General features: G+C 72.2%; 19 protein-coding genes. 8 read left to right on the plus strand and 11 right to left on the minus strand.

Annotated elements, in window-relative coordinates; genetic code table 11:
- Positions 1-25 precede the first annotated feature (25 nt).
- Positions 26-679: a response regulator gene (locus FB388_RS35550; RefSeq protein WP_142107053.1), complete on the plus strand. Its 654-nt coding sequence runs from the start codon at positions 26-28 to the stop codon at positions 677-679.
- Here FB388_RS35550 and FB388_RS35555 read toward each other — a convergent pair.
- Together FB388_RS35555 and FB388_RS35560 are read right to left on the minus strand one after the other, a co-directional pair.
- Positions 657-4,139 (minus strand): GAF domain-containing protein, encoded by a 3,483-nt coding sequence (locus FB388_RS35555; RefSeq protein WP_170225983.1) that lies wholly within the window; start codon positions 4,137-4,139, stop codon positions 657-659. The two genes, FB388_RS35550 and FB388_RS35555, sit on opposite strands and share 23 nt — an antisense overlap.
- Before the next feature lie 44 nt (positions 4,140-4,183).
- A complete protein-coding gene (locus FB388_RS35560; protein ID WP_246122696.1) occupies positions 4,184-4,534 on the minus strand; it encodes a response regulator in 351 nt (116 codons plus the stop codon).
- 164 nt (positions 4,535-4,698) lie between these two features.
- Between FB388_RS35560 and FB388_RS35565 the strand changes: the two genes are divergently transcribed.
- The 3 genes from FB388_RS35565 to FB388_RS35575 all read left to right on the plus strand — a co-directional run bounded on the left by FB388_RS35565 (position 4,699) and on the right by FB388_RS35575 (position 5,764).
- Positions 4,699-4,998, plus strand: a complete 300-nt coding sequence (locus FB388_RS35565) for a hypothetical protein (protein WP_142107056.1) — start codon at positions 4,699-4,701, stop codon at positions 4,996-4,998.
- Positions 4,999-5,279: 281 nt separating this feature from the next.
- The gene (locus FB388_RS35570) at positions 5,280-5,531 is read left to right on the plus strand and encodes a hypothetical protein (protein WP_142107057.1); all 252 of its coding nucleotides are present in this window, start codon (positions 5,280-5,282) and stop codon (positions 5,529-5,531) included.
- Positions 5,531-5,764, plus strand: coding sequence for a hypothetical protein (locus tag FB388_RS35575; RefSeq protein WP_142107058.1), 234 nt, complete (start codon positions 5,531-5,533; stop codon positions 5,762-5,764). Before FB388_RS35570 ends, FB388_RS35575 begins: the two co-directional genes overlap by 1 nt.
- 10 nt (positions 5,765-5,774) lie before the next feature.
- Here the strand turns inward: FB388_RS35575 and FB388_RS35580 are convergent, their stop codons facing one another.
- The 7 genes from FB388_RS35580 to FB388_RS35610 form a co-directional block, all read right to left on the minus strand.
- Positions 5,775-6,773, minus strand: a complete 999-nt coding sequence (locus tag FB388_RS35580) for a Gfo/Idh/MocA family protein (RefSeq protein ID WP_142107059.1) — start codon at positions 6,771-6,773, stop codon at positions 5,775-5,777.
- Positions 6,774-6,862: 89 nt separating this feature from the next.
- Positions 6,863-7,807 carry a LysR family transcriptional regulator gene (locus FB388_RS35585; protein ID WP_142107060.1) on the minus strand — a complete coding sequence of 315 codons (945 nt, stop codon included), beginning with the start codon at positions 7,805-7,807 and terminating at the stop codon, positions 6,863-6,865.
- Positions 7,808-7,890: 83 nt separating this feature from the next.
- Positions 7,891-8,556, minus strand: a complete 666-nt coding sequence (locus FB388_RS35590; protein WP_170225984.1) for a maleylpyruvate isomerase family mycothiol-dependent enzyme — start codon at positions 8,554-8,556, stop codon at positions 7,891-7,893.
- A 15-nt stretch (positions 8,557-8,571) separates the two neighbouring features.
- On the minus strand, positions 8,572-9,750 hold the full coding sequence (locus FB388_RS35595; protein WP_142107062.1) for an MFS transporter: 1,179 nt from the start codon (positions 9,748-9,750) through the stop codon (positions 8,572-8,574).
- A 72-nt stretch (positions 9,751-9,822) separates the two neighbouring features.
- On the minus strand, positions 9,823-10,419 hold the full coding sequence (locus tag FB388_RS35600) for a TetR/AcrR family transcriptional regulator (RefSeq protein ID WP_170225985.1): 597 nt from the start codon (positions 10,417-10,419) through the stop codon (positions 9,823-9,825).
- A 58-nt stretch (positions 10,420-10,477) separates the two neighbouring features.
- A complete protein-coding gene (locus tag FB388_RS35605) occupies positions 10,478-10,771 on the minus strand; it encodes a hypothetical protein (protein WP_142107063.1) in 294 nt (97 codons plus the stop codon).
- A 104-nt stretch (positions 10,772-10,875) separates the two neighbouring features.
- The gene (locus FB388_RS35610) at positions 10,876-11,454 is read right to left on the minus strand and encodes a helix-turn-helix domain-containing protein (RefSeq protein ID WP_170225986.1); all 579 of its coding nucleotides are present in this window, start codon (positions 11,452-11,454) and stop codon (positions 10,876-10,878) included.
- A 91-nt stretch (positions 11,455-11,545) separates the two neighbouring features.
- Between FB388_RS35610 and FB388_RS35615 the strand changes: the two genes are divergently transcribed.
- Together FB388_RS35615 and FB388_RS35620 are read left to right on the plus strand one after the other, a co-directional pair.
- Entirely contained in the window at positions 11,546-12,541 is a 996-nt protein-coding gene (locus tag FB388_RS35615) for an NAD(P)/FAD-dependent oxidoreductase (RefSeq protein WP_142107064.1), read from the plus strand.
- Positions 12,542-12,890: 349 nt separating this feature from the next.
- Positions 12,891-15,332, plus strand: coding sequence for an ATP-binding protein (locus tag FB388_RS35620; RefSeq protein ID WP_170225987.1), 2,442 nt, complete (start codon positions 12,891-12,893; stop codon positions 15,330-15,332).
- Between the two features lie 402 nt (positions 15,333-15,734).
- Here FB388_RS35620 and FB388_RS35625 read toward each other — a convergent pair whose 3' ends face one another.
- Positions 15,735-16,310, minus strand: coding sequence for a hypothetical protein (locus tag FB388_RS35625; protein WP_142107066.1), 576 nt, complete (start codon positions 16,308-16,310; stop codon positions 15,735-15,737).
- The gene (locus FB388_RS35630; RefSeq protein ID WP_170225988.1) at positions 16,307-22,015 is read right to left on the minus strand and encodes a hypothetical protein; all 5,709 of its coding nucleotides are present in this window, start codon (positions 22,013-22,015) and stop codon (positions 16,307-16,309) included. Before FB388_RS35630 ends, FB388_RS35625 begins: the two co-directional genes overlap by 4 nt.
- On the opposite strand from FB388_RS35630, the gene FB388_RS35640 reads away from it, so the two are divergent.
- Together FB388_RS35640 and FB388_RS35645 are read left to right on the plus strand one after the other, a co-directional pair.
- Entirely contained in the window at positions 22,005-22,475 is a 471-nt protein-coding gene (locus tag FB388_RS35640) for a hypothetical protein (protein ID WP_142107069.1), read from the plus strand. The two genes, FB388_RS35630 and FB388_RS35640, sit on opposite strands and share 11 nt — an antisense overlap.
- A gap of 75 nt (positions 22,476-22,550) precedes the next feature.
- Positions 22,551-23,699, plus strand: coding sequence for a hypothetical protein (locus FB388_RS35645; RefSeq protein ID WP_142107070.1), 1,149 nt, complete (start codon positions 22,551-22,553; stop codon positions 23,697-23,699).
- Positions 23,700-23,711: the final 12 nt, after the last annotated feature.

The raw sequence follows: 23,711 nt of genomic DNA on the forward strand, positions 1-23,711 counted from the left end.
GGACGCGGGCGCCGATAATCGCGGCATGACCGCGGTGCGGGTTGTCGTTGCCGATGACGACGTCCTGCTCCGGGAGGGGCTGGCCAGCCTGCTCGATCGGAGCGGGTTCGAGGTCGTCGGCCAGGCCGGGGACGCTGCGCGACTCCTGGAGCTGGTGCGGGACACCGATCCCGAGCTGGTGATCGTCGACATCCGGATGCCGCCGGCACACAGCACCGAGGGGCTGGACGCGGCCAAGGAGATCCGCCGGGACTGGCCGCAGGTCGGCATCCTGGTCCTGTCCGCGCACGCCGAGGTCGACCACGCCATGGAGCTGCTGGCCAGCGGCCGGGGGATCGGCTACCTGCTCAAGAGCCGGGTCAGCGACGTGGCCGAGTTCATCGAGACCCTCGAGCGGATCGCAAGGGGCGGTTCGGTCGTCGACCCGGCGCTCGTGCAGGAGCTGGTCACCGCCCGCAAACGCAACGACCCACTGGCGGTGGTCAGCGAGCGGGAGCGCGACGTGCTCTCGCTGATGGCCGAGGGCCGGTCCAACGCCGGGATCGCCCGCCGGCTGTGGATCACCGAGGGCACCGTCGAGAAGCACGTGCGCAGCATCCTCACGAAGCTGGGCCTGTCCGACACCGACGACGACCACCGCAGGGTGCTCGCAGTGCTCACCTACCTCGAGAAGCGGTGAGCGAGCCGCGCCCGTCGATGGGGAAGGTGACCGCAACCGTCGTCCCCGTGCCCCTCGGGCTCTCGACCTCGATGGCCCCGCCGAGCGCCTCCACGCGGTCCCGCAGGCCGACCAGGCCGGAGCCACCGTGTGGATCGGCCCCGCCTGCCCCGTCATCGCGCACCGAGAGCCGCAGGGTGCCCTCCCGCTCGGCGAGCGAGACGGCGACGTGCGAGGCCGCCGCGTGCTTCGCCGCGTTGGTCAACGCCTCCGACAGCACGTAGTACGCCGCCACCTCGACCGGCGCCGGGTACCGGGCGTCCGTCGCGACGTCGAGCTCGACCGGCACGGGGGAGCGGCGCGCCAGCGTGCGCAGGGCGGGCTGCAACCCGCCCTCGGCCAGCATCGCCGGGTGGATGCCCCGTGCGGTCTCGCGCAGCTCGTCGAGCAGCTGGCCGAGCTCCTCGATGATCCGTCCGAGCCCGTCCCGCACCTCGGGCAGCTCGTCGGGCACACCCGACTGGACGACGCGCAGCTCCAGGCCGAGCGAGACGATCCGCTGCTGGGCACCGTCGTGCAGGTCCCGTTCGATGCGCCTGCGCGCGTCGTCGGACGCGGCGACGACCCGGGCCCGGGACGCGGCCAGCTGGGCCTGGTTGTCGGCGTTGCCGATGGCCATCGCGACGAGATCGGTGAAGCGGGCCATCCGCTGCTCCGCGTCGGCCGGTAGCGAGGTTCCCGTCGACCACGCCGTCACGGCGCCCCAGCGCCGCCCGTCCACCGTGACGGGGCAGGCGACCACCGAGTGCACGCCCATCCGGCGCAGCCGCGCCGCGACGTGGTCGCCGACGAGCCGGGCGGGCCGCCCGGTGCGCCACACCTCGGAGCTGCTGTCGACGTCGTCGAGCGGCCATCGGGTGCCCATGGGCCACTGCCCGAGGTGCTCCCCGGCCCCGGCGAGCAGGACGGAGGCGCCGTCGGGGTCGAAGCGGCACACGCCCGCGTCGCTCGCTCCGAGGAGCTCGCGGACCACCTCGGCGACCACCCGGGACACCTCGGCCGGGGTCGGCCCGGTGGCGACGAGCGTGGCCACCTGCTCCAGCGCACCCTGCTCCGCCAGCAGGCGAACGATCTCGCGCCGGTCCTCGGTGTTCGCGATCGCTGTGCCGATGAGCTCGGCGAAGCCGGCGAGCCGCTGCTCGGACCCGGCCGGAAGCGCGCCGTCGCGGGAGCCTGCGACCACCACACCCCACACCCGGTCCCCGAGGACGACCGGGGCGACGACGCACGCAGCGACGCCGGATCCGTCGAGCGCGTCGATCGCCTCCGGCATCGCGGCGATGTCGTCGAGGCGGAGCGGCTCGCCCGACCGGAAGACCTTGATCGCCTCCCGGTTGGTCGGCATGGTGCGGCCGACCTGTCCGTCCGCCCATCCGCTGAGTCCCATGAGCGTCGCCGCCTCGCCGGCCTCCCCGTCGAACCGGAACAGCAGCACCACGTCGGTGCCGAGCAAGGCAGCGATCTCGTCGGCACCCGTCGTGAACACCTCCTGCGCCGATCGGCCCTGCGCAACGACCGTCGCCACCCGCCGCAGGGCCGCCTGCTCCTCGAGCAGGCGGCGGGTCTGGGCGCGGTTCTCGCTGTTGCGCAGCGCCGTGGAGAGCAGTTCGGCGAAGCCCGGGACGCGCTCCGCGACGTCCGGGGGGAACCGCTCGTCCCGGGTGCGTGCCACGCCCATAGCGCCCCAGACGTTCCCGTCGACCACGATCGGGAACGCGATCGCGTGGCTGACACCCATGGCGCGGATGATCTCGGCGTCCCCCTCGGCGAGCGGCTGGCTCGAGTAGCCGTCGCGCACGGCCGGCCGCCCCGTCCGCAGGGCCTCGGCCATCGCCAGGCCCGCGTCGGGCGTCCAACGCCGGCCCACGTGCAGCTCGGGCGGGTGGGAGCCGTGCTGGGCGACGATCGTGCACTGCCCGTCCGGATCCAGCCGGGCCACGAGTGCGGCATCGGCGTCGAGGGTTCGCCGAACCTCCTCCGTGACGGCCGGCACCACCTCGTCGGGCGTGGCCTCGCGTGCCACCAGCGTGGCCACCCGGTGCAGCGCCGCCTGCACCTCCAGCAGACGAGCGACCTGGGCCCGGCGCTCCGCGTTCGCGACCGCGGTGCCCACGAGGTCGGTGAACCCGGCGACGCGGCCCTCGGTGTCGGCCGGGAAGCGCTCCCCCTTGCTGCCCACGCCGAGCACACCCCAGAGCCGCCCCTCGACGACGATCGGGATCGCGACCGACGAACTCGTCCCGATCCGCTCGACCATGTCGCCGAACGCACCCTCGACGTCCCGGAAGTCGTCGCGACGGGCCGGTCTTCCGGTCCGCAGCACCTCCGCTGCGGCCAGGTGGGGATCGAGCTCCCACCGACTCCCCACCGGCATCTCGTCCAGACGGCCCGTTCTAGCCACGACGGTCGTCACACCGTCGGGCTCGAGGCGCATCAGGACCGCGACGTCGGCGCCGAGCAACCGGCCGATCTCGTCGGTCACCGTGCCGAAGACCCGCTCGGATGCGACCCCGCGCGCCACCAGCGTGGCCACCCGGCGCAGCGCGGCCTGCTCGTCGAGGAGCCGCCCGATCTCGGCGCGGCTCTCGGCGTTCGCGATCGCGACGCCGATGAGCTCGGTGAAGTCGACGAGCCGCCGTTCCGTCGAGGCCGGGAAGGCGCCTGCGCGCGATCCCACCCCGAACGCGCCCCACACCCGGCCCTCGACGACGATCGGACAGCCGACGACCCCCAGCAGACCCTGCTTCTCGACCGTCTCGGACATGTCCGGGCGCTGCCGCAGGTCGTCGATGCGCACCACGGACCCGTCGCGCAACGGCTCGAGGGACGGGGGCACGGGCATGGTGCGGCCGACGGCCATCCCCGGGCCCCGCCAGCCGGCACCCGCGAGGAACGTGGCCGCGCCGTCGGGCTCGAAGCGCACCAGCGTCGTCAGGTCGGGCTCGAGGAGCCGGGCCGTCTCGTCGCTGACGGCGGCGAAGACCTCCCGCGGCTGCGCGCCGCCTGCCACCAGCGTGGCCACCCGGCGCAGCCCCGCCTGCTCGAGCGAGAGCCGGGCGGACTCGCCCCCCTCCCGGCGCGTGCGGGCGGCCAGCCAGGCTACGGCCATCCCGGTGACCATGAAGAACCCCAGCGTGATGCCGTACCGGGCGTCGGCGATCGTGATCGAACCCCGCGGCGGGACGAACAGGTACGCGAACGCCGCGATGCTCGCCGCCGCGGTGGCGAGCCCGGGGCCCGTTCCCCACCGGACGGCGACCGGTAGCACGGCGAGCAGGTACACCGACGGAAGGCCGGCGAGCTGCGGCACGGACGGCTCGAGGAGCGCGATCAGCCCGGATGCGGCAGCCACCAGCACTGCACCCACGAGCAAGCCACCGAACCAGCGGCGCAGCACGGGTGCGACCCGGGCATCTGCCATCGTCATCCGCTCCCGGCCAGAAAGCTACCGGGTCGGGGCGACGATCAGCAGTCCCCGGCTGGCACGAGGTCGCACACGGCGCGCCCGGAGAGGAGGTTCTTCGGCAGGAAACCCGCGGCCGGGCTCGCCGCGATCAGCTCGGCGAAGTCGTCCTGGTCGCGGGTGGAGATGAGGACGACGCGGGACGCGAGATCCGGGAAGTCCGCCACGAGGCGCCTGGTGACCTCGAAGCCGCTCTCGGTGCCCAGGCTGATGTCGACGAGGACGACGTCGGGATGCAGCTCCTCCGCCAGTTGGAGGGCCTCCTTCTGCGAGGTGGCCGTGCCGACGACGTCCATCCCGTCGCGCACGAGGCGATCCCGAGCGACCGCGAGGAATCGCTCGTTGTCGTCCACGATCATGCACCGCCCCACGGGCAAAGGATCGCAGCGGCGCAACCGGCGCACATTGAAGGTAGCCGGAAGGTGAGGTTGACGTGAGCCCGGGTTCCGGCCAGCCGGTACCGGAGATGGCCGCGAGCCCTGACGACGCGCGCCCTCCGAGCCGTCACGCTTGAAACGTGAACACGGCGGCAGTGATCAGTAGCGCGATGACCGACTACTTCCTCGCCAACGGCACGAACAAGGCTCCCGCCACCCTGGCCCCGCCCCACATCGCGTCGTGGCTGGACTCCAGGGGGTACCACATCGTCCGCCTCCCCGTCACGGGGCCGGTCGATCCGGGTGACCAGGACCTGGTCGCCCGGATCGCCGCCCTGATCGACTGGGAGTCGTGCGCCGACGAGGACGACCGGCGCGCCGTCGTGCGCCAGGTCCTCGCCGCTCTCCACCCCGCCCCCCACGTCCGCCGGGTGGCGTGATGACCGGCCGCCGCCCCACGGACCGGCCACTCCGTTGCGTCCCGGGCGGCCTCGCGAACACAACGCGATCCGACTCCGCGCAGCCCGATCCCGATCGGAGCCCCGATGCCCGTACCGGCCGCCCTCCACACCGACCCGATCCGCCGCCTGCTCCGCCTCAGCCGGCGTCTCCTCGGAAGGCCGAGGGGTGCCGCGCTCTCCCCCAGCGCGGCACCCCTCACCCACTCCGGCGCGGGGCACGGCTGCTGTCCCTGCTGGGTGGAGCTGCCAGGGGAGGCCGGGTGACCCCCCTGCGCCTGGCGAGCGACCAGCGCCCGTACGAACCGGTGCGCGCGATCGTCGAGCTGCCGGAACCGATCCGGCCGGCCGGGTACGCCGAGGGGGCCCCGTACAAGCAGACGTGGGCGGGCGGCGTCCACCTGCTCGGTGGCGGGATCCTGGTTGTCCCCGGCCGCACCCTGGACGACCCGGACGACGCCCGCGCGCTCGCCGCCTCCATCCTGGCCGCGGCGGCCCGCATGGAGGCCCGCTGATGGTGACGCCGCTCGTGATGGTCTACCTCGTCGTGGGCGCGGTCCTGCTCATCGTGCTCACCGGGTTCGAAGGTCCCACGGTCACCGCGGCGTTCCGCCACGACCTGCGCGCCCTGCGTACTCGGGGCCGACTCGCCCTCGTCGCCTGCGGTCCGCTCTGGGTGGCCGGCGCGGTCGTCGCGTGGCCGGTGGTCGCCGCCTGCGAGGCCATCGACTGGCGCGACCGGGCCTGACCGCTCGCCCTCACCCGTCCAGCTCGGCGGGGCCCTCCTGCGGCCGCATGCCCAGCTGGTCGGCCATCGCGCCCAGCGCGTCCTGCACGGCGATCGTGTCGGCCAGCGGCATCACCGCGCTCTCCGTCCGGCCCGCGAGCACGCCGTCGGTGACCTCGCGCAGCTCGTGCACGTACCCGCCGCCGGTGTGCGGGCGCATGATCTCCTCGGGCTCGCGGCCCGTGCGGTGGAGCACGATCGCGTCGGGGTGGTGGAACCGGGGCAGGACGTCGATCCAGCCCTCCGTGCCGTACACCCGCATCTGGCCCGGCGTGGCGCAGCGCAGCGAGGTGAACAGTGACGCCGTGCGCCCATCGGCCCAGCCGAGGAGCACGGCCTCCTCCACATCCACGCCGGACGGCGCCAGTACGCCGTGGGCGACGACCGTGTCCGGCGTGCCGAGCACCATCTGCGCGAACGAGACCGGGTAGACCGTGAGGTCGAACAGCGCACCCCCGCCGATCGCCGGGTTGTAGAACCGGTCCTGCGGGTCGGTCGGCGCGTTCACCCCGAGCTCGCCCTGCACGCCGCGCACCTCGCCGATCGCGCCGTCCGCCAGCAGTTCCCGCAGCCGGACGATCGCGGGCTGGAAGCGGGTCCACATCGCCTCCATCACGAACACCCCCGCGTCGCGAGCAGCCGTCGCGATCTCCCTGGTGGCGGCCGGGGTGACCGTGAACGCCTTCTCCACCAGCAGCGCCTTGCCCGCCTTGATCGCGGCGAGCGCCACGGCGCGGTGCTGGGGGTGCGGGGTGGCGATGTAGAGCGCGTCCACGTCGGCGTCGTCGACGATCGCGCGGTACGAGTCGTGTGCCCGCACGATCCCGTTGGCGTCGGCGAACGCCCGTGCCCGCTCGGCCGACCGCGACGCCACCGCGACCACCTCGGCGTCCGGCATGTGCACGAAGTCGCGCACGACCTTCGCCGCGATGCGGCCCGGACCCACCACTCCCCAACGAACGCTCGTCATGGCCCCATCCTCACGCACTCCCTCCGTCCAGCCATCCACCCACACCCTGTGGACAACCCCGTGGAAGGATCCGAACGCGCGTTCGAGGCCTAGCCCTCCGGCTCGAGCACCCCGGCCAGCGAGCGCTCGAACTCCGCGGAGAGGTCGGCGCCCTCCATCACGGTCCACACCCCGTCCACGAGGATCGACGAGGGCTCCCGCGGCAACGCGACGAGCCCGACCGGGGGGTTCGGGTTGGGGTCGGCCAGCGGACGGACGCAGCTCCCCGCCGGCACCCCGAACGCGTGCACCCACGCGTGCGACACGATGCTCGACAGCCCGCGCGTCGCGATGTGCGCGTATAACGCGCCGACGTTGTCGGTCTCCACCACCGGCGCCAGCCGGGTGCCCGCCGTCGCCATCGCCGCGTCGAGGATCCGCCGGTTGCGCATGTCCGGCGTGAGGGCGCAGAGCGGCAGCTCCGCCGCCGCGGCCCACTCCACCACCCGCTGCCGGGCCAGCGGGTGGTCGGCGGGCATGAGGAGCAGGAAGCGCTCCCGGTACAGCTGCACCACGCGCATCGACGCAGCGGACTCGTCGTCGAGGTAGGTGAAGCCCACGTCGAGCTCGAAGTCGGCGAGCCGGCGCGCGATCTCCCGGGACGACAGCGCCTCGATCCGCACGCGCGCCCGTGGGTGCGCGGCCTCGAACCGCGCCGTGATCAGCGGCGTCGCCGGTACGGCGGTGGGGATGGCCCCGATCCGCAGCGTGGCGCTGAGCCCACCGCGCATCCGGTCGACGTCGCTGCGCAACCCGTCCCGCTCGGCGAGGATGCGGTGCGCCCATCCCACGACCCGCTGCCCCTCGGCGGTGAACCCGCCGAAGCGCTGTCCGCGCAGCACGATCGGGACGTCCAGCTCGTGCTCCAGCCTGCGGATCGCGGCAGACAGGGCGGGCTGGCTCACGTGGCAGGCCTGCGCGGCCCGCCCGAAGTGCCGCTCCCTGGCCAGCGCGACGAGGTACTCGAGCTGGCGGATCAGCACGTCCCCCGTCACGAGATCAGCGTAGGACCGCGTCCAGCGCGGGAACCAACTACTCCTCCTCGTACGAGAGGTGCTGTTCGAGCTCGCCGGGGAGATCAAACGTGGTCACGGCGGGCGTGCGAGAGCCGATCGAGGAGCGTCGACGCCCCGGGCCCCGTCAGCTCGCCCCGTTCGACCGGGCGGCTCGTCATCGCCAGGAGCAGGGCCTCGGCCGACCCGTGCACCTCGGGCCCCTCACCGTGGGACCAGTCGAGGTCCTCCGCGACGAGGCGCAGGCCCCGAACCGTTCGGCGCGGGGGGTGGGCGAACACGACAGCGAGTGGGCCACCGGTCCCCACCATCAGGTCCGCGGTGATCCGGAACGCCTCCGGCGTCATGGGCCGGGTTCGGCGGAGCGGCCTGCGGATGTCGAGCTCGTGCACGACGAGGTCGGCGAGCACGTGGGTGCCCGTGACGAACACCGGCGAGCGCGTGTCGTCGACGATCTCCCGGAGGCGCCGGACCAGCGCGGCCGGCTCCTGCTGTCCCCACCGGCGCGCGGTCTCGGCCACCACGCGGTTGACCCGGAACCCGCCGCGCGCCACGGCGAGAAGGGTCGCGGCGTGCGGTTCGGTGGGGCCGTGCACGATGTGCGCCACGACGTCCCGCACCCGCCACGCGGGGCACAGGGACGGGGTATCCCAGTCTGCGGGCGCCAGCGTGTCGAGGAAGTCAGCCAGCGCCCGGCGCTCCGTCGCGACGAGCGGCCCGACGTCAGCCACGCCGTAGTGTGGCACCTAGCTCCCCACCCGGGCCACAACCGCGTCGTGCTGCGCCCGTGGCGCGGCCCTCCGGACGAGGTCGGGCACGAGCGTGAGGATCCCGAGCAACGCGAGCCCCGCCCCGAGCCACAGCGGCGCGCGCAGGCCGAAGCCGTCGATCGCGAGCCCGCCGGCGGCCGAGCTCACCATGACGCCGCCGGTGATGAACGAGCCGTGGATCGTGTTGACGAGCGGCCCGACGTTCCCGGCGCGCTGCACCCGCACGACCATCGCCGGGTTCATCGTCACGCCGACCAGCCCGACCCCGAGCATGCACACCACCGCCGCCGCGCCGACGTGTGCGAACAGCGCGAACCCTGCGAGGAACGCGAGGTTCAGCGTGAGCCCGCAGAGCAGCACGGTGAGCGCGTGCCGGTCGGCGAGGCGCCCGACGATCGTGTTCCCCACGACGGTGGCGGCGCCGTACGCCACCAGCAGCAGCGGGACGGCGCCCGTGGTGAAGCCGCTGATCCCGGTGAGGATCGGGTTGAGGAAGGTGAACGCGGAGAAGGTCGCCCCGATCACCAGCAGGCTGGTGGACAGCCTCAGCCAGAGCCTGCGCCGACGGAAGACGGCCATCTCCTGGCGCAGCGGGCCGCTCGCGATCTTCCCGAGTGCGGGTACCCCACCGACCGTGCACAGCGCCGCGAACACCGTGAGCGCCGAGATCGCCCAGAACGCCGCGCGCCACCCGTACGCCTCACCGACGAACGTGGCCAGCGGCAACCCGAGCAGCGTGCCCAGCATGAGCCCGTTCAGGACGACCGACATCGCCCTGCCGCGCACCTCGGGTGCAACGAGCACGGCGCAGACCGACATCGCGACGCCGAAGAACGCCTGCGACGCTGCACCGCTGACCAGGCGCGCGAGCAGCATCATCGGGTAGCCGGATGCGGTGGCCGCCGCCACGTTGCCGGCGAGGAAGAGCCCGAACAGCAGCAGCAACGCCGGCTTCGGGCGCAGCCGCACGACCAGCATCGTCGACACGGGGCCGCCGACGGCCATCGCAACGGCGAACGCGGTGATCAGGTACCCGACCTGGGGGATCGAGACGTCCAGGCCCACCGCGATCTGCGGCATCAGCCCGGCGACCACGAACTCGCTCGTGACCATGGCGAAGATGCCGAGGGCCAGCACGTACACGGCACGGGGCACGATTCCTCCTCATTTTGTACTGATCTATCCATAACTTGGGCGTGCAGCGTCGTCCCGCTGCGGGTGCGACGATCAGCCGGTCAGGGCATCCATGGCGGCGTCGGCGATCGACTGCAGGTCGGCTCGGCTCGCGCCACCCTGACCGGCCACGCGCATCCCGCCGATCACTGCGGTCAGGTAGCGGGCCAGCGCCTCCGGGTCGCGCCCGGACGTGATCTCACCGGCGCGCTGCCCGGCACCGATGACGAGGCGCAGCGCGGCGACCCGCCGCCCGCTGTCGCGCTCGAGGATCTCGGCGGCCTCCGGGTCGCGACCGGCGAGCTCCACCGTGGTGTTGACGGTGAGGCAGCCCAGGCTGCGTCCGTCCCGCCGCGTGGCGACCTCACCGTCGATCACCGCCGTGAACAGGGCCCGCAGCCGCTCCACCGGCGAGCGTCGTTCGTCCTCGACGAGGGCGAGCTGCGCGGTCGTGGTCATCTCGACGTAGCGCAGCAGCGCCCTGCGGAAGAGCTCGTGCTTGCTGGTGAACGTGTTGTAGATGCTGCTGCGCCCAAGGCCGGTGGCGGCGCAGAGGTCCTCCGTGGTGGTGGCCTCGTAGCCGTTGGCCCAGAACGTGCGCATCGCGGCATCGACCGCACTGTCCTCGTCGAACGTCCTGGGTCGGGGCACGGGGAGCACCCTAACACGTTCTGTAATGCCCAGTTCAAAACAGCTGGGCCCCCCGGCGTCAGCAGGCGAAAGCGACGCGACGCAGCTCCTTCTGCCCGTCATCCCTGTCCCGAACGACGTGGGAGGGGTGCCGCTGCGGGGCCGCCCCCGAGTCGAACGCGAGCTGATCGTGCGCGATCAGGACGCGTACGAACTGCTGGGTCTCCTCGGCCGACGTGCCCCGCCTCGGCGCGTCGAGCATGGCCGCGGAGCCGCCCGACTCCCCGACGAGCACGGGCACGTTCACCGGGCAGACCACGCCGATCAAGCGGTCGTCGACTGCGTCGAGCGGAACATCGACGTGGAAGTTCACCTTCGCGACAGTGGAGCTGCTGCGCGAGCAACCACGGCTGCGGAGCGCCCCGACCGGATGACGGACCCGGCGCAGAGCACGGAGTGCGCACCCGCCGACGGCGTTCACCCAGGTGGAGCGCCCTTGTCGGCGCGATGCCCGCGCCGCGCGTCCCGATCGAAGATGCCCAGGATTTCGCACGGCCCGCCTTCGGCGCCGATCGCGTGCGGGAGCATGGTGGGGAACTCCGCGGACTGGTTGGTCTCGACGCGGAACCGGCGGTGGCCCAGTAGCAGTACGGCGGTGCCGGAGAGGACGACGATCCACTCGCGGCCGGGGTGCGCGCGCATGCGGGCGGGGTTGTCCGGTGGCGGATCGGTCAGGCGCTGACGCATGACGATCATGCCGGGCTCCGACCTGATCGGCCACCGCATCAACCCGTGGGTGCCGTCGATCATCGGTTGCGACACGACGTCGTCGGTGGCGGTCTCGACCAGCTGGTCGAGCGAGGTGTCGAGAGCCCGCGCGAGGGTGACCAGCTGGTCAAGAGCGAGACGCCGGTGGCCGTTCTCGATCCGGCTGAGCGAGGACGGGCTCAGTCGTGCGCGGGCGGCCAGCTCGTCCAGCGACCAGCCCTGCGCCACCCGCAGGGCACGGATGCGCTTGCGCACCAGGCCGTCCAGATCGTCATCCTCTTGCGTCATGAGCAGGATCGTATGCCTGGCCGGCAAGCGGCGTTAACGTCTCGACGTGGCTCGAATCTCGCGAACCCCCTCCGAGGCGAAGGAGCGCGGCATGCCTGCGGAAACCACCGACACACTGCCGGGTGGCATCGTCGACGTCGTCGTGATCGGCGGCGGAGCCGCAGGCCTCAACGGCGCACTCGTGCTGGCTCGCTCCCGCCGCTCGGTGGTCGTCATCGACAGTGGCAGCCCGCGCAACGCGCCGGCCGAGGGCGTACACGGCCTGCTCGGCATGGACGGAACACCTCCCGCCGAGTTGCTGCGCCGCGGGCGGGAGGAGGTGCGCCGGTACGGGGGCCGGGTCGTCACGGGTGAGGTGATCTCCGCGTCCCCGGGCGACCACGGCGAAGGAGACCCGGGCTTCATCGTGCAGTTGGCCGACGGCAGCACCGTGCACGCACGCCGGACGCTGGTCGCCACCGGACTGCGCGACGTACTCCCGGACATCCCCGGCCTGGCCCGGCACTGGGGTCGCGGTCTCGTGCACTGCCCGTACTGCCACGGCTGGGAGGTGCGGGACGAGCCCATCGGCATCCTCGCGGTGGGGCCGCCCTCGATCCACCACGCCCTGCTCTTCCGCCAGCTGACCGACGATCTCGTGTACTTCACCGGCGCCACCGACCTGGATCGCGACACCCGCGCCCGCTTCGCCGCCCGCAACATCCGCATCGTGGACACGCCGGTCTCCGGCGTCGAGTCCGACGAGGACGGCATCACCGGCGTGCGACTCGACGACGGGCACCTCGTACCGCGGCGCATCCTGGCCGTGGCCACCACGATGCTGGCCCGCACCGAGGGTCTCGAGGACCTCCGGCTGCCGATGGAGGACATGCCGGCCGGCATGGGTCGCCGCCTCGTGAGCGGCATGGCCGGCACCACTGCCGTACCGGGGGTGTGGGTCGCGGGCAACGCCACCGACCTGACAGCGCAGGTCGGCGCCTCCGCCGCGGCCGGAGCCCTGGCCGGCGCCCACATGAACGCGGACCTCGCCGCTGCCGACACCGACGCTGCACTGGCCGCTGCACAGCGCGCGACCACCCCGACCTGACCGCCGCAGCGTTCCCGCTCCGGCGTCGCTGCCGCGCGCCATCGGTGAGGACGCCGTGGACACGAACTCCTCACGCCGGTCGACCCCGATTCGAGGACCGGCCCGACGGTCACGGACGCGCGGCGGCGCCGCTCGATCCTGATCGCGGTCTGCATCGCGTTGATGGCCGTGATTTCCTCGGTGACCGGGTTGAACGTCGCGCAGCCGGATCTCGCCGTTGCCTTGCATGGATCAGTGACCTGCGCCCGAAGATATGGTGGGCCATAGATCACGAGCTGGAGGCCCGATCGAGAGTTTGGGGTGGGGGGTGACCACGAACCCTTCTCCCCCGCCGGACGGCGGTGCCGGCGTGGGAGCGCTGCTGCAGGCTTGGCGAGCGCGGGCGCTGCTGACCCAGGAGCAGCTCGCCGACCGGGCGGGGCTGAGCGTGCGCACGGTCCGCCGGTTGGAGACGGGCGCGGCGATGCGGCCGCAGGGTTTCACGCTCCGCCGGCTGATCGAGGCGTTGAACCTGGGGCCGGCCCAGCTGGAGGAGCTTGCCGCCGCAGCACATGCGCAACCGGCCGGGGGCGAACCGGCGGAGGCGGCCCGACCGTGTTCGCCGTCTCCGGCACACGGCGAGCCGTCGGAGCGGGTCGGGATGCCCGTGCTGCGGCAGTTGCCGGCGGCGCCTCCGCTGTTCACCGGCCGGTCGCTGGAGCTGAGTGATCTCGAACGAGCTCACGACATGGGCTCGGTGGTGATCGTGACGATCGACGGGATGGCCGGGATCGGGAAGACCGCCCTGGCGCTGCACGCTGCGCATCGGTTGTCGGGCGAGTACCCCGACGGGCAGCTCTTCCTGAACCTGCACGGCTACACGCAGGGTGTGGACCCCGTCCAGCCGGGCGAGGCCCTGGACCGGCTGCTGCGGGCGCTGGGAGTGCCGGCGGAACAGATCCCGGCGCACACGGAGGATCGGGCCGCGTTGTACCGCAGCCGGCTGGCCGATCGGAAGATGCTGGTCGTGCTGGACGACGTGCTCAGCGAGGCACAGGTGCGTCCGCTGCTGCCGGCCACCCCTGGATCGCTGGCCCTGGTGACCAGCAGACGCCGGCTGGTCGAGCTGGATCACACACTGACGGTCTCGTTGGATGTGCTCCCGCAACCGGATGCGGTCGCGCTGTTCGCACGCTCCGCGGGGGTCGACGCCGAGGACGCGGGGGTCGACGATGTCGTCGAGCTGTGCGGGCGCCTGCCGTTGGCTCTGCGGATCGCGGCCGCTCGGCTGCGGTCGCGTCCGACGTGGGCGGTGGGGCACCTGCTGGAGCGGCTACGTGATCGGCAGGAACGGCTCGGCGAGCTGGAACTGGGGGAGCGAAGCGTCACCGCGGCGCTGGACATGTCGTACCTGCAGCTCGACCCCGAGCTGCAACGCGCGTACCGGTTGTGCGGCCCCCTCCCGGAATCCAGCTTCGACGTCTACGTGGCCGCGGCGCTGGTCGACGTCACGGAGGGCCGAGCCGCGCGGCTGCTCGACGACCTGCTCGACGTGAACCTGTTGCAGGAGCTGGTGCCGGGCAGGTACGCGTTCCACGACCTGGTCCGCTCCCACGCCACAGCGGCGGCGCAACGCGAGGAGCCGGATCGCATGACCGCGTTCGGCCGGATGTTCGACTACTACAGCCACACCGCATCGGTGGCGATGGACGTGCTGTACCCCTACGAACGTGAACGGCGCCCACCGACACCCCCGTCCGCCACCCCGACACCCGACTTCCCCGGTCCGGTCGAGGCCGCCGCGTGGCTCGACCTCGAACTGCCCAACCTGCTCACCGCTGCCCGGTATGCCGCCCAGTTCTGCCCACGCGGCCACCCCGTGCACCTGTCGACCACCCTGGATCGGTATCTGCGCACGCGGGACCGCTACGCCGAGGCGGAAGTACTGCACCAGCAGGCGCTGACCATCGCTCGCCGCAACAGCGATGCGGCAGGCGAGGCGGACGTGCTCACCAGCCTGGGCCACGTCGACCGCCGGCGGGGCCGGACCCCCGTGGCGGCCGGCCACTACCGGAGTGCGCTGGCCATCGCACGCTCCATCGGCAACCGCCGGGCCGAGGTGGACGCGCTGCTCGGCGTCGGTTTCCTCGCGAGCCTGCAGGGCGGCCACGAGGCCGCCATCGACCACGTCCGCCGGGCGCTCGAGATCAGTCGTCGGATCGCGCACCGAAGCGGAGAAACGGACGCCCTGTACCGCCTCGGCTGGCTGCATCTGACCCAAGGCGAGCCTGCTGCGCCCGACGGGTCCGACCCCGGCACCAGGTACGAGCGGGCGGCCGGCTTCTTCGAGCAGGCGCATGCGCTCGCTCGTGAGACCGGCAACTCCCTCGGCGAACTCCACGCCCTGCTCGGTCGGGCATGGGTCCACCGGGTGCTGGGCCACCACGGACCGGCCGAGGACGCCTACACGGAGGGCCTCCGCCTGGCCGAACGGTTGAGCAACGTCAACGGCGTGTTCGAGGCCTTGGACGGAACGGGACGGCTCGACTGCGCCGCAGGGCGGGTCGAGCAGGCACTGGCCCGCCACAGCAGGGCCCTCGAGCTCGCCACCGACCTCGGACAACCCATCGACCAGGCCCGTTCCCACGACGGCATCGCCCGCGCCCACCTCGCGCTGGGCCGGCGGGGGGAGGCACGCCGGCACTGGCAGGCCGCGCTGGAGATCCTCGCGGACCTCGGCTCGGACATCACCGTGGACGAGGAGTTCAGCACCGCCGAGATCCGTGCCCGCCTCGACGATTGCGTGGCCTGACCGACAGGCACCGCCGGAAGGCGGCGCTCAGGCCACGACCTGGCCCTGACGCACGTCCGGGATGCCGGCCGGGCGAGGTCGGGCACCAGCGTCAGGATCCCGAGCAGCGCGAGCCCGGCCCCGAGCCAGGGCGGCGCACGCAGCCCGAACCCGTCGATCGGGAGCGCGCCGACGGCGGAGCTGACGATGGCCCCGCCGGTGACGAACGAGCCGTGATCGTGTGACCAGCGGGCCGACGTTGCCTGCCCGCTGCACCCGCACGCCCATCGCCGGGTTCATCGTGACGCCCACCAGGCCGATCCCGAGGATGCACGCCAAGGCCGTCGCGCTGACGTGCGCGAACAGCGCGAAGCCGGTGAGGAACACCAGGTTCAGCGCACGGCGGAGATGGAGAGGGCCCGGTCACGACGTCTGCTGGTCCTCGTCGAGCCGGATGTACTGCGCCCACGGCGGCGTCGAGCTGTGGCCGAACCGTCGCATCATCCGGAGCTTCGCGCGGTACTCGTCGGCGTCCGGCGCCGTGCCGTCGAACCAGTCGGTGACGCTGGACCAGAACTTCCGAGCCTCATCGCCCTCGACGATCAGCCACACCGGCGGGTCGGGCTCATTGAGGTCGGCACCGTCCACCACGTGATAGCTGTAGGCTTGGTGCTCCACGAGGACGAGCATCTGCTCCGCGTCAGCCAGTGGGTTGTCCTCGAGACCTCGGAGCGTGGCCAGCGCGTTCCGCTTCGCACTCTCCCCGACCACCGTGACACCGATCGAACTCCCAGCCAACCACAAGCCGTGCTGGAGACCGATCAACCGCAGGACCTCCCGTACGGCTGCGGGGACGTGCATGACACCTTGTGCGGCCGCCATGGCGTCGATCTGGTCGTCCGACGCGCCCGCCATGAACTCCGGCTTCAAGCCCTCTGAGATCACACGACGGAACGCGGCGCGGATCGCCTCGACTGCAGCCTGCTCCTCGATGCTCATCCGTAGAGCTTCTCCTGGGCGAGGTCGCGGACCTCGAAGCGCCCCTTCGCGCCCGGGAATGCCTCCTCGTAGGACAACATGACACTGGTGCAGGAGTCGCAGATCTGCGTGCCGGGTGGATCCGGACGACCCGAGGGAAGGTCGACGACGAGCCGGACGTCGCCCTTGATGTCGTCCACGGTGAACGGAGTGTAATCAACTCCATTGCGCTCGGCATTGCGACGAGCGTTCCTGTTCAGGATCTCGATCGTCTTCTCGACGCGGTCCCTCGCTCGCTCTGCCTCCCCCGGAGTGCCATCGGAATATTCCTTCCGACGGAACTTGATGTCGTTCTCGACGCTTCTGACAGCCTTGAATATCGCTGCGTCGACTTCACGTCGGCTGAGCCCGCTCGCCGCCTCGAGTTGCCGTCGAGCCAGCTCCTCGAGCAGGGCCGCCTCGGAGTCCTTGTCGCGGTCCCACTCCTTGCTTCCTCGCTTGGTCGGCGAATTCCCGTCGTACGGCGCCGCCGTCTTGGTCTCGAACAGGCGCCAGCGCTGCTGCGGAGCCTTCGGGGTCGCGTCGGACGGCGACCAATCACCCGGGCCGCCACTGTAACCGTGGAGGTCGATGATCTGCCCGTTGTCCGCGCGATATCGAAGCGTGGTGAGGGCCCGGTTGTTCGGACGTCGCCCCTTGTCGAGGTCGGGATCCTGGCCACCGTTCATCGCCCTGACCTGCTCAGCACCCTCATTACGGAGCACCTTGTTCTGCTCGACGAGCTCGTCGAAGTCCTGCTCGCGAATCCGCTGGTACTCCGGGCTGGACTTGTCGAAGGTGGTGGTGCGGTTTGTCGTGTCCGGGTGGTGATGACCGTCGGGGACGCTTCGGTCTTCGACACCGGTGGAGCGGACGCCATCGAGCGGCTGCGCTTCCCGGTCGCCGCTGGGTGCAGTACCGACCTGCCGGTGACCATCGGGGCGCGGTGGTGACGGGTCCGATTCGAGCGACGTGACCGCACCGTCGGGGATCGGCGACGAGCCGGCTCGCTGGACACCACGTTCGTCGGAGTCGTCCTGGCCGCCGGCCCGCAGGGGCGCTTCCGGCCCGGAGTCAGGAGCGTCGGCCCCGAGGGGCGGAGGGCGCTCATATCGATCGCTCGGGTGATCGCGGCGGGCGCCGAACCGTTCGCCGGTCCCGGGCCCACCCCCGGCAGAGGGGCTCAGCTCCAGCTGGCGGTCAGTAGCGATCCGGAAACCGGAGAGCGCGTCGTTGACCTGCCTCTCGAGGTCGAAGTCAGGTCGATCGGCCAGGCGCAGCACATTCGCAGGCCATCGCACCGTGTAGTCGGCCGAGAGGAGACCGTGCGAGGAATCCGCCGGACGCCCTGGCAGGCCAGCACGTGAGGTGCTGCGACCGTGTTCGGCGGCGCGCCGAGCGGCCACGTCCGCGGCGTGGTCCAGGTTCTGGATCCGGTACAGCTGCGAACCGAAGTAGTCGGTCGCGCCGTCCGGTCGCCCGTCGCGCTTCTGCGAAAGACGTTCGAGAGCGGCTACGAGCGGGTCGTCGTGTGCCGCGACAGCAGCGCGCTCGGAAGGCCGGAGACTGTCGAGCTCGACCTCCACACCATGGGTCCGGACCTTCTTCACGCCACTCTCGGCCAGCTCGACCGCATGCAGGGCGCCGGCACGGGCGACGGTCGAGGCTCGGGCGGCCGTACGTGCCGCCGAGGTCGCGGCCATAGCGGGTATGCGCAGACCCGTGGATGCGGCCCCGCCGACGACCGAGAAGGGTGTGATGTCCTCGAAGAACGCGAGGATCGGGTGATCCCGGTATCCCATCAGGCCGGTACTCGGGTCCCCGTTGATGACCTTGTCGAAGTCGCCCTGGAAGATCGCGGGCCCCCAGCGGCGCGCCATGTTCGCCGTCGGCGTGACGAACATGTTCCCGAGGAACGGATCCCGACGGGTGAAGGACTTGTCCCAGGTGTCACCGGGCCGTGGCTTGATCCGTGCTTCGGTCACGGCGTCGAAGTGAGGGCCGGTCGGGTCGAATGCCGCTCGCTGCACACCGGCGTAGTACTGCCCGGACTGGACGGCCCACTCGCCCATCCGGATCATTCCGACCGGCGCATAACCGGCGATCGACCCGACGTCCCGGATGGCATTGCCGAAGACTGTGTCCTTCGTTGTGACGCCGAGCTTCTCCTCGATCCCGGAGGCCGTGCTGTCGGCCAGCCCTGTGGCCTTCTCGCCAAGGCGCAGGTAGAAGCGCACACCCGCATCCGGATTGACGTCTTCGAGGATCTCCTTGTCCTTGGCGGACAGGAACCTCGTGACACGTTCGAAGTCCTTGATCTGACCGTTCTCGACGAGCAGCATGAAATCGTCGTGCCGCTTCGCCTTCTGTTCCGGCGTCTCGTTGGGAGATGCCGGGAAATAAAGGCCGACGAGGCTCTCCACGTCACCGGCGACGAGCCGTTCGAACTCGGCCGACGTGTAGTGCGCGGCCAATCGCGCACGTTCGTCACGGTTCTGGGCCTCGAAGACCTGACGGACTCGGTTCTCCGGGTTGCCGGAGATCCGCTCCGCGAAGTCGGGCAGTGCGATGGCGGCTACCGCGGCAAGCTGCGCGTCCGGGGCACCGCTGGAGGGCAGTCGCATGCCGCCGGCCGGGCGGCTCGTGAGAAGCGAGTCGCGGACGTCCGCGTAGCCGAGGTCTCCCAGCGTGCCCAGGTCGATGACCAGGTCCGAAGCGCGGTTCAGATCTTCCGCGCCGGCTCCTCGGGGTACCGCCAACTCGATCGCCCGGATCTTGTCCAGGTTCGCGGCGGCCGCCCTCAGGTTCTGCGCGGCCGCGGCGTTCCCGCTGGCCTCGGCGATGGCGATGTCGACGGGGATGAGGGCACCCATCTTCTCGCGCACGTCGGCCCGGTTCTCGAGGATCTCCGAGTTGAGCTGCGCCTGCGCGGCCACGATCTGCCCGTACTGGATGTCCAGCAGCAGAGCCTCGTCCGGGCTCGCCCCTCCGCGCTCGCGGGCCGCGGCGACCTTCGCGTCGTAGTCGCTGACGAAGTCGTTGAAGTCGCCGACCATGGCGTGGACCGATTCCTGCTGCCCGCGCGCAAAGGCCAGATAGCCCTGGCGGCTCTTCAGCTCGTCGAGGGCCTCCTCGGCGGTCCCGCCCGGGACGAGTGCGTCGACCACCCGCGGGTCGGACAGCAGCTCCGTTCGCCGGTCTCCGTGGCGGGTCATCGGGTCGTAGGGGATGTAGGGCGCCAGGTCGGCGAGCGCATCGGCAGGGCCCGTCGACGCGGCTACGACGGCGTCGACGGCCGCTGTGAGACCGTCGTCCTCACGACCGTCGACCTGCCCGTCGGCGAGGGCGGGGTGGGCGAGGATGTCCGTCGTTGCAGGCTCGATCGCCCCGGTTCCGCCGCCGGCCCGATCGATCACGTAGGACGGGGCGACCGCCTTGCCGAACGTCTCGACCCCGATCTTGCTGATCTCGAGACCGAGATCGGTCCGGTAATCCTCGACGGCAGTGGATCGGGCCTTCTCTGCTTCGCCGGCACTCATGCCGCTGAGCAGAGCCTCCTGGTATGCGAGCTCGCCGGCTCGCTGAACACCGGCCGCAACGGTCGCGGCCGCCTCCGCCTCCTCGTGGTCGAGGATGGGCTGGAGGTGGTTGTCGGGCACATCGGGCCGGTTGAGCCCGACACCGGCACCGCGCCAGACGTCCTCGGCGGCTCGGGTGATGGCGCTGTGGTTCTGGGCCGCCAGCATCTTGAGCTTGCCCCGCTGCGGAGCGGCGTTGACCACGTCGATGTAGTCGTTCTGGAACAGCCGGCCGGACTTGTCCGCTTGTCCCGCCGTCGCGCCGTGTCGCATTGCGAAGTCGCGACCGAGGGCAGCGGCTTCACCGGCCAGTTCCAGCGCGGATTGCATGCTGGCATTCGCGGCCGCGGCGGTGTTGACGACGGTGCGCGCGTCCCTGTCGTCGGATTGCGCGGCCGTGTACTTGGCCTCGAAGGCCTCCGCCGCTCTGTCGCCCGCCGCCTGGAGGGCGTCGAACCGGAGCTTGTGATCGACAGCCGCCTTGAGCTCGCCCATCGCGCCCGCCTGCCCCTTGGCGACCACGGCGGGAACGTGGCCGCGGGGATCCACGGCTGTCCCCGCGACCGCGTCGAAGTAGCTGGCCCGGTAGTTCTGGGCGGCTTTGTCGGCCCGAGCCGGGCTGGCTCCGTTGGCCACGGCTTGCTCGCGCGCGGTGGCGGCGGTCTGGTCCGCCTCGGCCTCCATCCGCTGCTTCGCTTTCTCGGTGTGCCGGTGCGCCTTGATGATCTGGTTGTCGGGGACGTCGCGCGTCTTGGTCCGGTCGTACACGCGCAGGTCACGGCCGGTCTGTTCGGCCTTTCGCTGGGTGGCGGGGTCGAGCTTCGCAATCGGGTATGCGGCTTCGGCGGCCTGGATCTTCCAGCCCGCAGGGACGAGCAGGGTGAACCTGGGGTTCGAGACCGTCTGCCGGAAGTTCGAGCAGTCGCCCGTGCATTGCACGTTGTTGCCGTTGCGGAAGAGGCCGCACCCGCTGCCCCGCGATCCGGCGCAGTCGCCGAGCCGGCGGGCGTTCCAGATTCCGCCGTCCTGCTCGTATGTCTGCTGCTGGCCCCAGCTGATGTCGAACTCGATGTGTGCCGCGTAGAACTTCGTGCAGCGTGCCTGGTTGGAGCAGCCGACTCCGGCGATGGAGTACCCGTCACCGGCGTCCGCCTGCGCATACACCCAGCCGCCGCCGGCGCCAGTCGCACCGCCGCCGGAGTCGCGCGCGGCGGCCCGTGCCCACGATCCCGACGTGTGCGCCGCGTGATCCGACGCGACCACCGACCAGCTGTGGCTGCAACTCGAACCCGGCGTACCCGCGCACTTGGCACCGGCCAGCGCGTAGTCCGCGTTCGCCGCGACCTGCACAGAGCTCGCGCATTCCCCGTTCGCCCCGGCCGTGCAGTCGGAGCGGGCATCGGCCGTGTTGTGCCCACCGAGCCACGCGGCACGGGCGTTGCCGGCGGTGTGGGTCTGGCAGCCGGTGCCCGCACAACCCGCGGTGACGTCGACGAAGCCCGCCCCGACCGAGGCGCTGACATCGGCCTGGCAGCCGCTGGTCACCGCGCAGGTCGCGGTCGCCGTGGCGTTGATCCGGCCCGAGGCGGCGTGCGCGGACGCGCTGCTGGTCACCGTGCCCGTGCAGCCGGCCTCGGGGCAGGTGAGGCGGGACCCGGCCTGGCCGCTGCCGGAAACACCCGGGGCGGGCGCGCCGGCCTGGCGTGGGCCACGGTGGACGGAGGCGCTGGCGTCGCTCACTGCCATGCAGCCCGAGGCCGCTGCTGTGCACGTGCCGTTCGTGGTCGACGTGCCGGGCGCGCCGGATGTGGCTCCGGTCGTGCCGGCGGTGCAGCCCTGCCCGGCGCACAGCGCGGCCGCCGAGGACTCCGACACGGCGGCGGGGGCGCCGGTCACCGGCTTCCTGGCCACCTCGGCGGCCTGGGCGGCGGCCTTCCCGGCCAGCTGCGCGGCTGCGGCTGCGTCGGCAGCTGCCTTCTTCTGTTCTGGGGTGGCGCCTGCCTGCGCGGCGATGCGGGCGGCGTAGGCGGCCACCAATGTCGCCTGCGCGGCCTGGTCGGCCAGCTGCTCGACGATGGCGTTCTGCTTTTCGGCGACGATGTCGGCCACCACTTGGCCGCTCGCCGCGGTGGAACTGGTCTGCGCCTGGCAGCCGGACGAACTGCTTGCGCAGGTGGCGCTGGTGGTAGACCTGCCCTCCGGAGGACCGCGCGCCCCGTTCGCCCCGGTCACCGAGATCGGGCCGTCGCTGCCGGCGGCCGAGGTGCGTGCCGTGCCGGAACAGGCGGTGCCGGCTGCGCAGTCCAGGGTCGCCGACGCCATCGTCCAGCTGGAGGCGCCCGGCACCGTCGGCGCACCGGAGTTCGCGCTCGACCCTGGCGCGGTCGGCACCGGCAGCGTCGCAGGCTGGTCCTGCACAGGCGTGCCGTCCTGCGGCTGCTCCGCCGGCGCCTGCTCACCCGTGGTGCCCGAGGTGACGGTCGCGTTCGCCGTGGAGCGCTCCGCCACCAGCGGCACGATCACGTTCGCGTCCGGGCCGGACGAGGCACCGGAGTTGGTGACGGCCTGACACACCCCACCCGACACGCCCTCGCACGACCCCTCGGAGTGCGAGCCACGCGGGTCGGGCGAAACCACCGGGTCGGTGGCGGTCGCGGCGCTCGCGACCTTGCCGGTGCAGGCGGTCTCGCCCGCACACGTCATGGCGGCACCGGCGGCGGACGCCGCGGACGGGCCGGCCGGCAGCCGGGCCGCGTTCACCTGCTGCCCATCCCCGGCCAGCGCGAGCGCGGCACCGGGACCCGAGGAGGCACTCGACGCCGAGCGGACCTCACAGCCGCCGGTCGCGCCCGTGCAGGACGCCGTGCCCTCCGAAGTGCGGGGCGTGCCGTTCGCGACCGCGCCGTCCCACGCCGTCGTGCTCGTGCGCACCGAGCCGGAGCAGGCCGTGCCCGCCGCGCACACCACGCTCGCGCTCGAGGAGGACGTCGAAGAGGGACCGGCCGTCGGCTGGCCCGCCACCGGCAGGCCGGTGTTCGGGTCGGTCACCACGAAGTCCGGGGCGCTGGACGCCGCGGAGCTCGTCTGGCCGGAGCAGCCGCCACCGTTCACCGTGCACTCGGCCGTGGCCGACGTGCCACGTGCGTGCGGCGAAATCCCGGTGTCCCGCGCGCTCGTCGACGACGCCGCCGTCCCGCCGCACTCGCCGGTGCCGCCGCTGCACTCCACGGACGCGGTCGCGTGCGACACGCTGACCGGACCGGACACGGCTGCGACCACGCCGTCGGAGGACGGCTCGCGGTCGGCGACCGTCGTGTCGGTCGCGGTCGAGCAGCCACCGCCGGCGCCTCGTGCGGTGCAGGACGACGATCCCGTGCTGCTGCGCACTCCGGCCACGTCGCCCGAGGCGGCGCCAGAGGTGGTGCTCCACCCGCGGCCCGTGCAGGTCGCCGCCGCGCATTCGACCCGCGCCCCGGCCTCGCTGCCCGCGCTCAGCTCCCGGCCGGCGGAGGGGACCGTCCGGCCGGAAGCCTCGCGCGACTGCTGCGACCGAGGGGTGGGGCTCGCAGCAGCGTCGCTCACGTGGGACGCCGAGTCCGTGACGCACCCACCGTCGGCGGCGGCGCACGTCGACGCCGCGCTGGTCTCGCGCACCGGCGCCGCCCCGCCCGCGAGGGCGGGCACGCCGGTCACCTTTCCGCCGGTCTTCGCGCCGGCCTCGCCCGAGCAGCCGCCGGCATCGCCGCAGTCCACGCTCGCGCTGGCCGTGCTCGCCGCCGCCAGGTCCGACTGATCCGCAGCCGTA

The sequence above is a fragment of the Pseudonocardia cypriaca genome (genome assembly GCF_006717045.1).
In the GTDB taxonomy this organism is placed as follows: Bacteria; Actinomycetota; Actinomycetes; order Mycobacteriales; family Pseudonocardiaceae; genus Pseudonocardia; species Pseudonocardia cypriaca.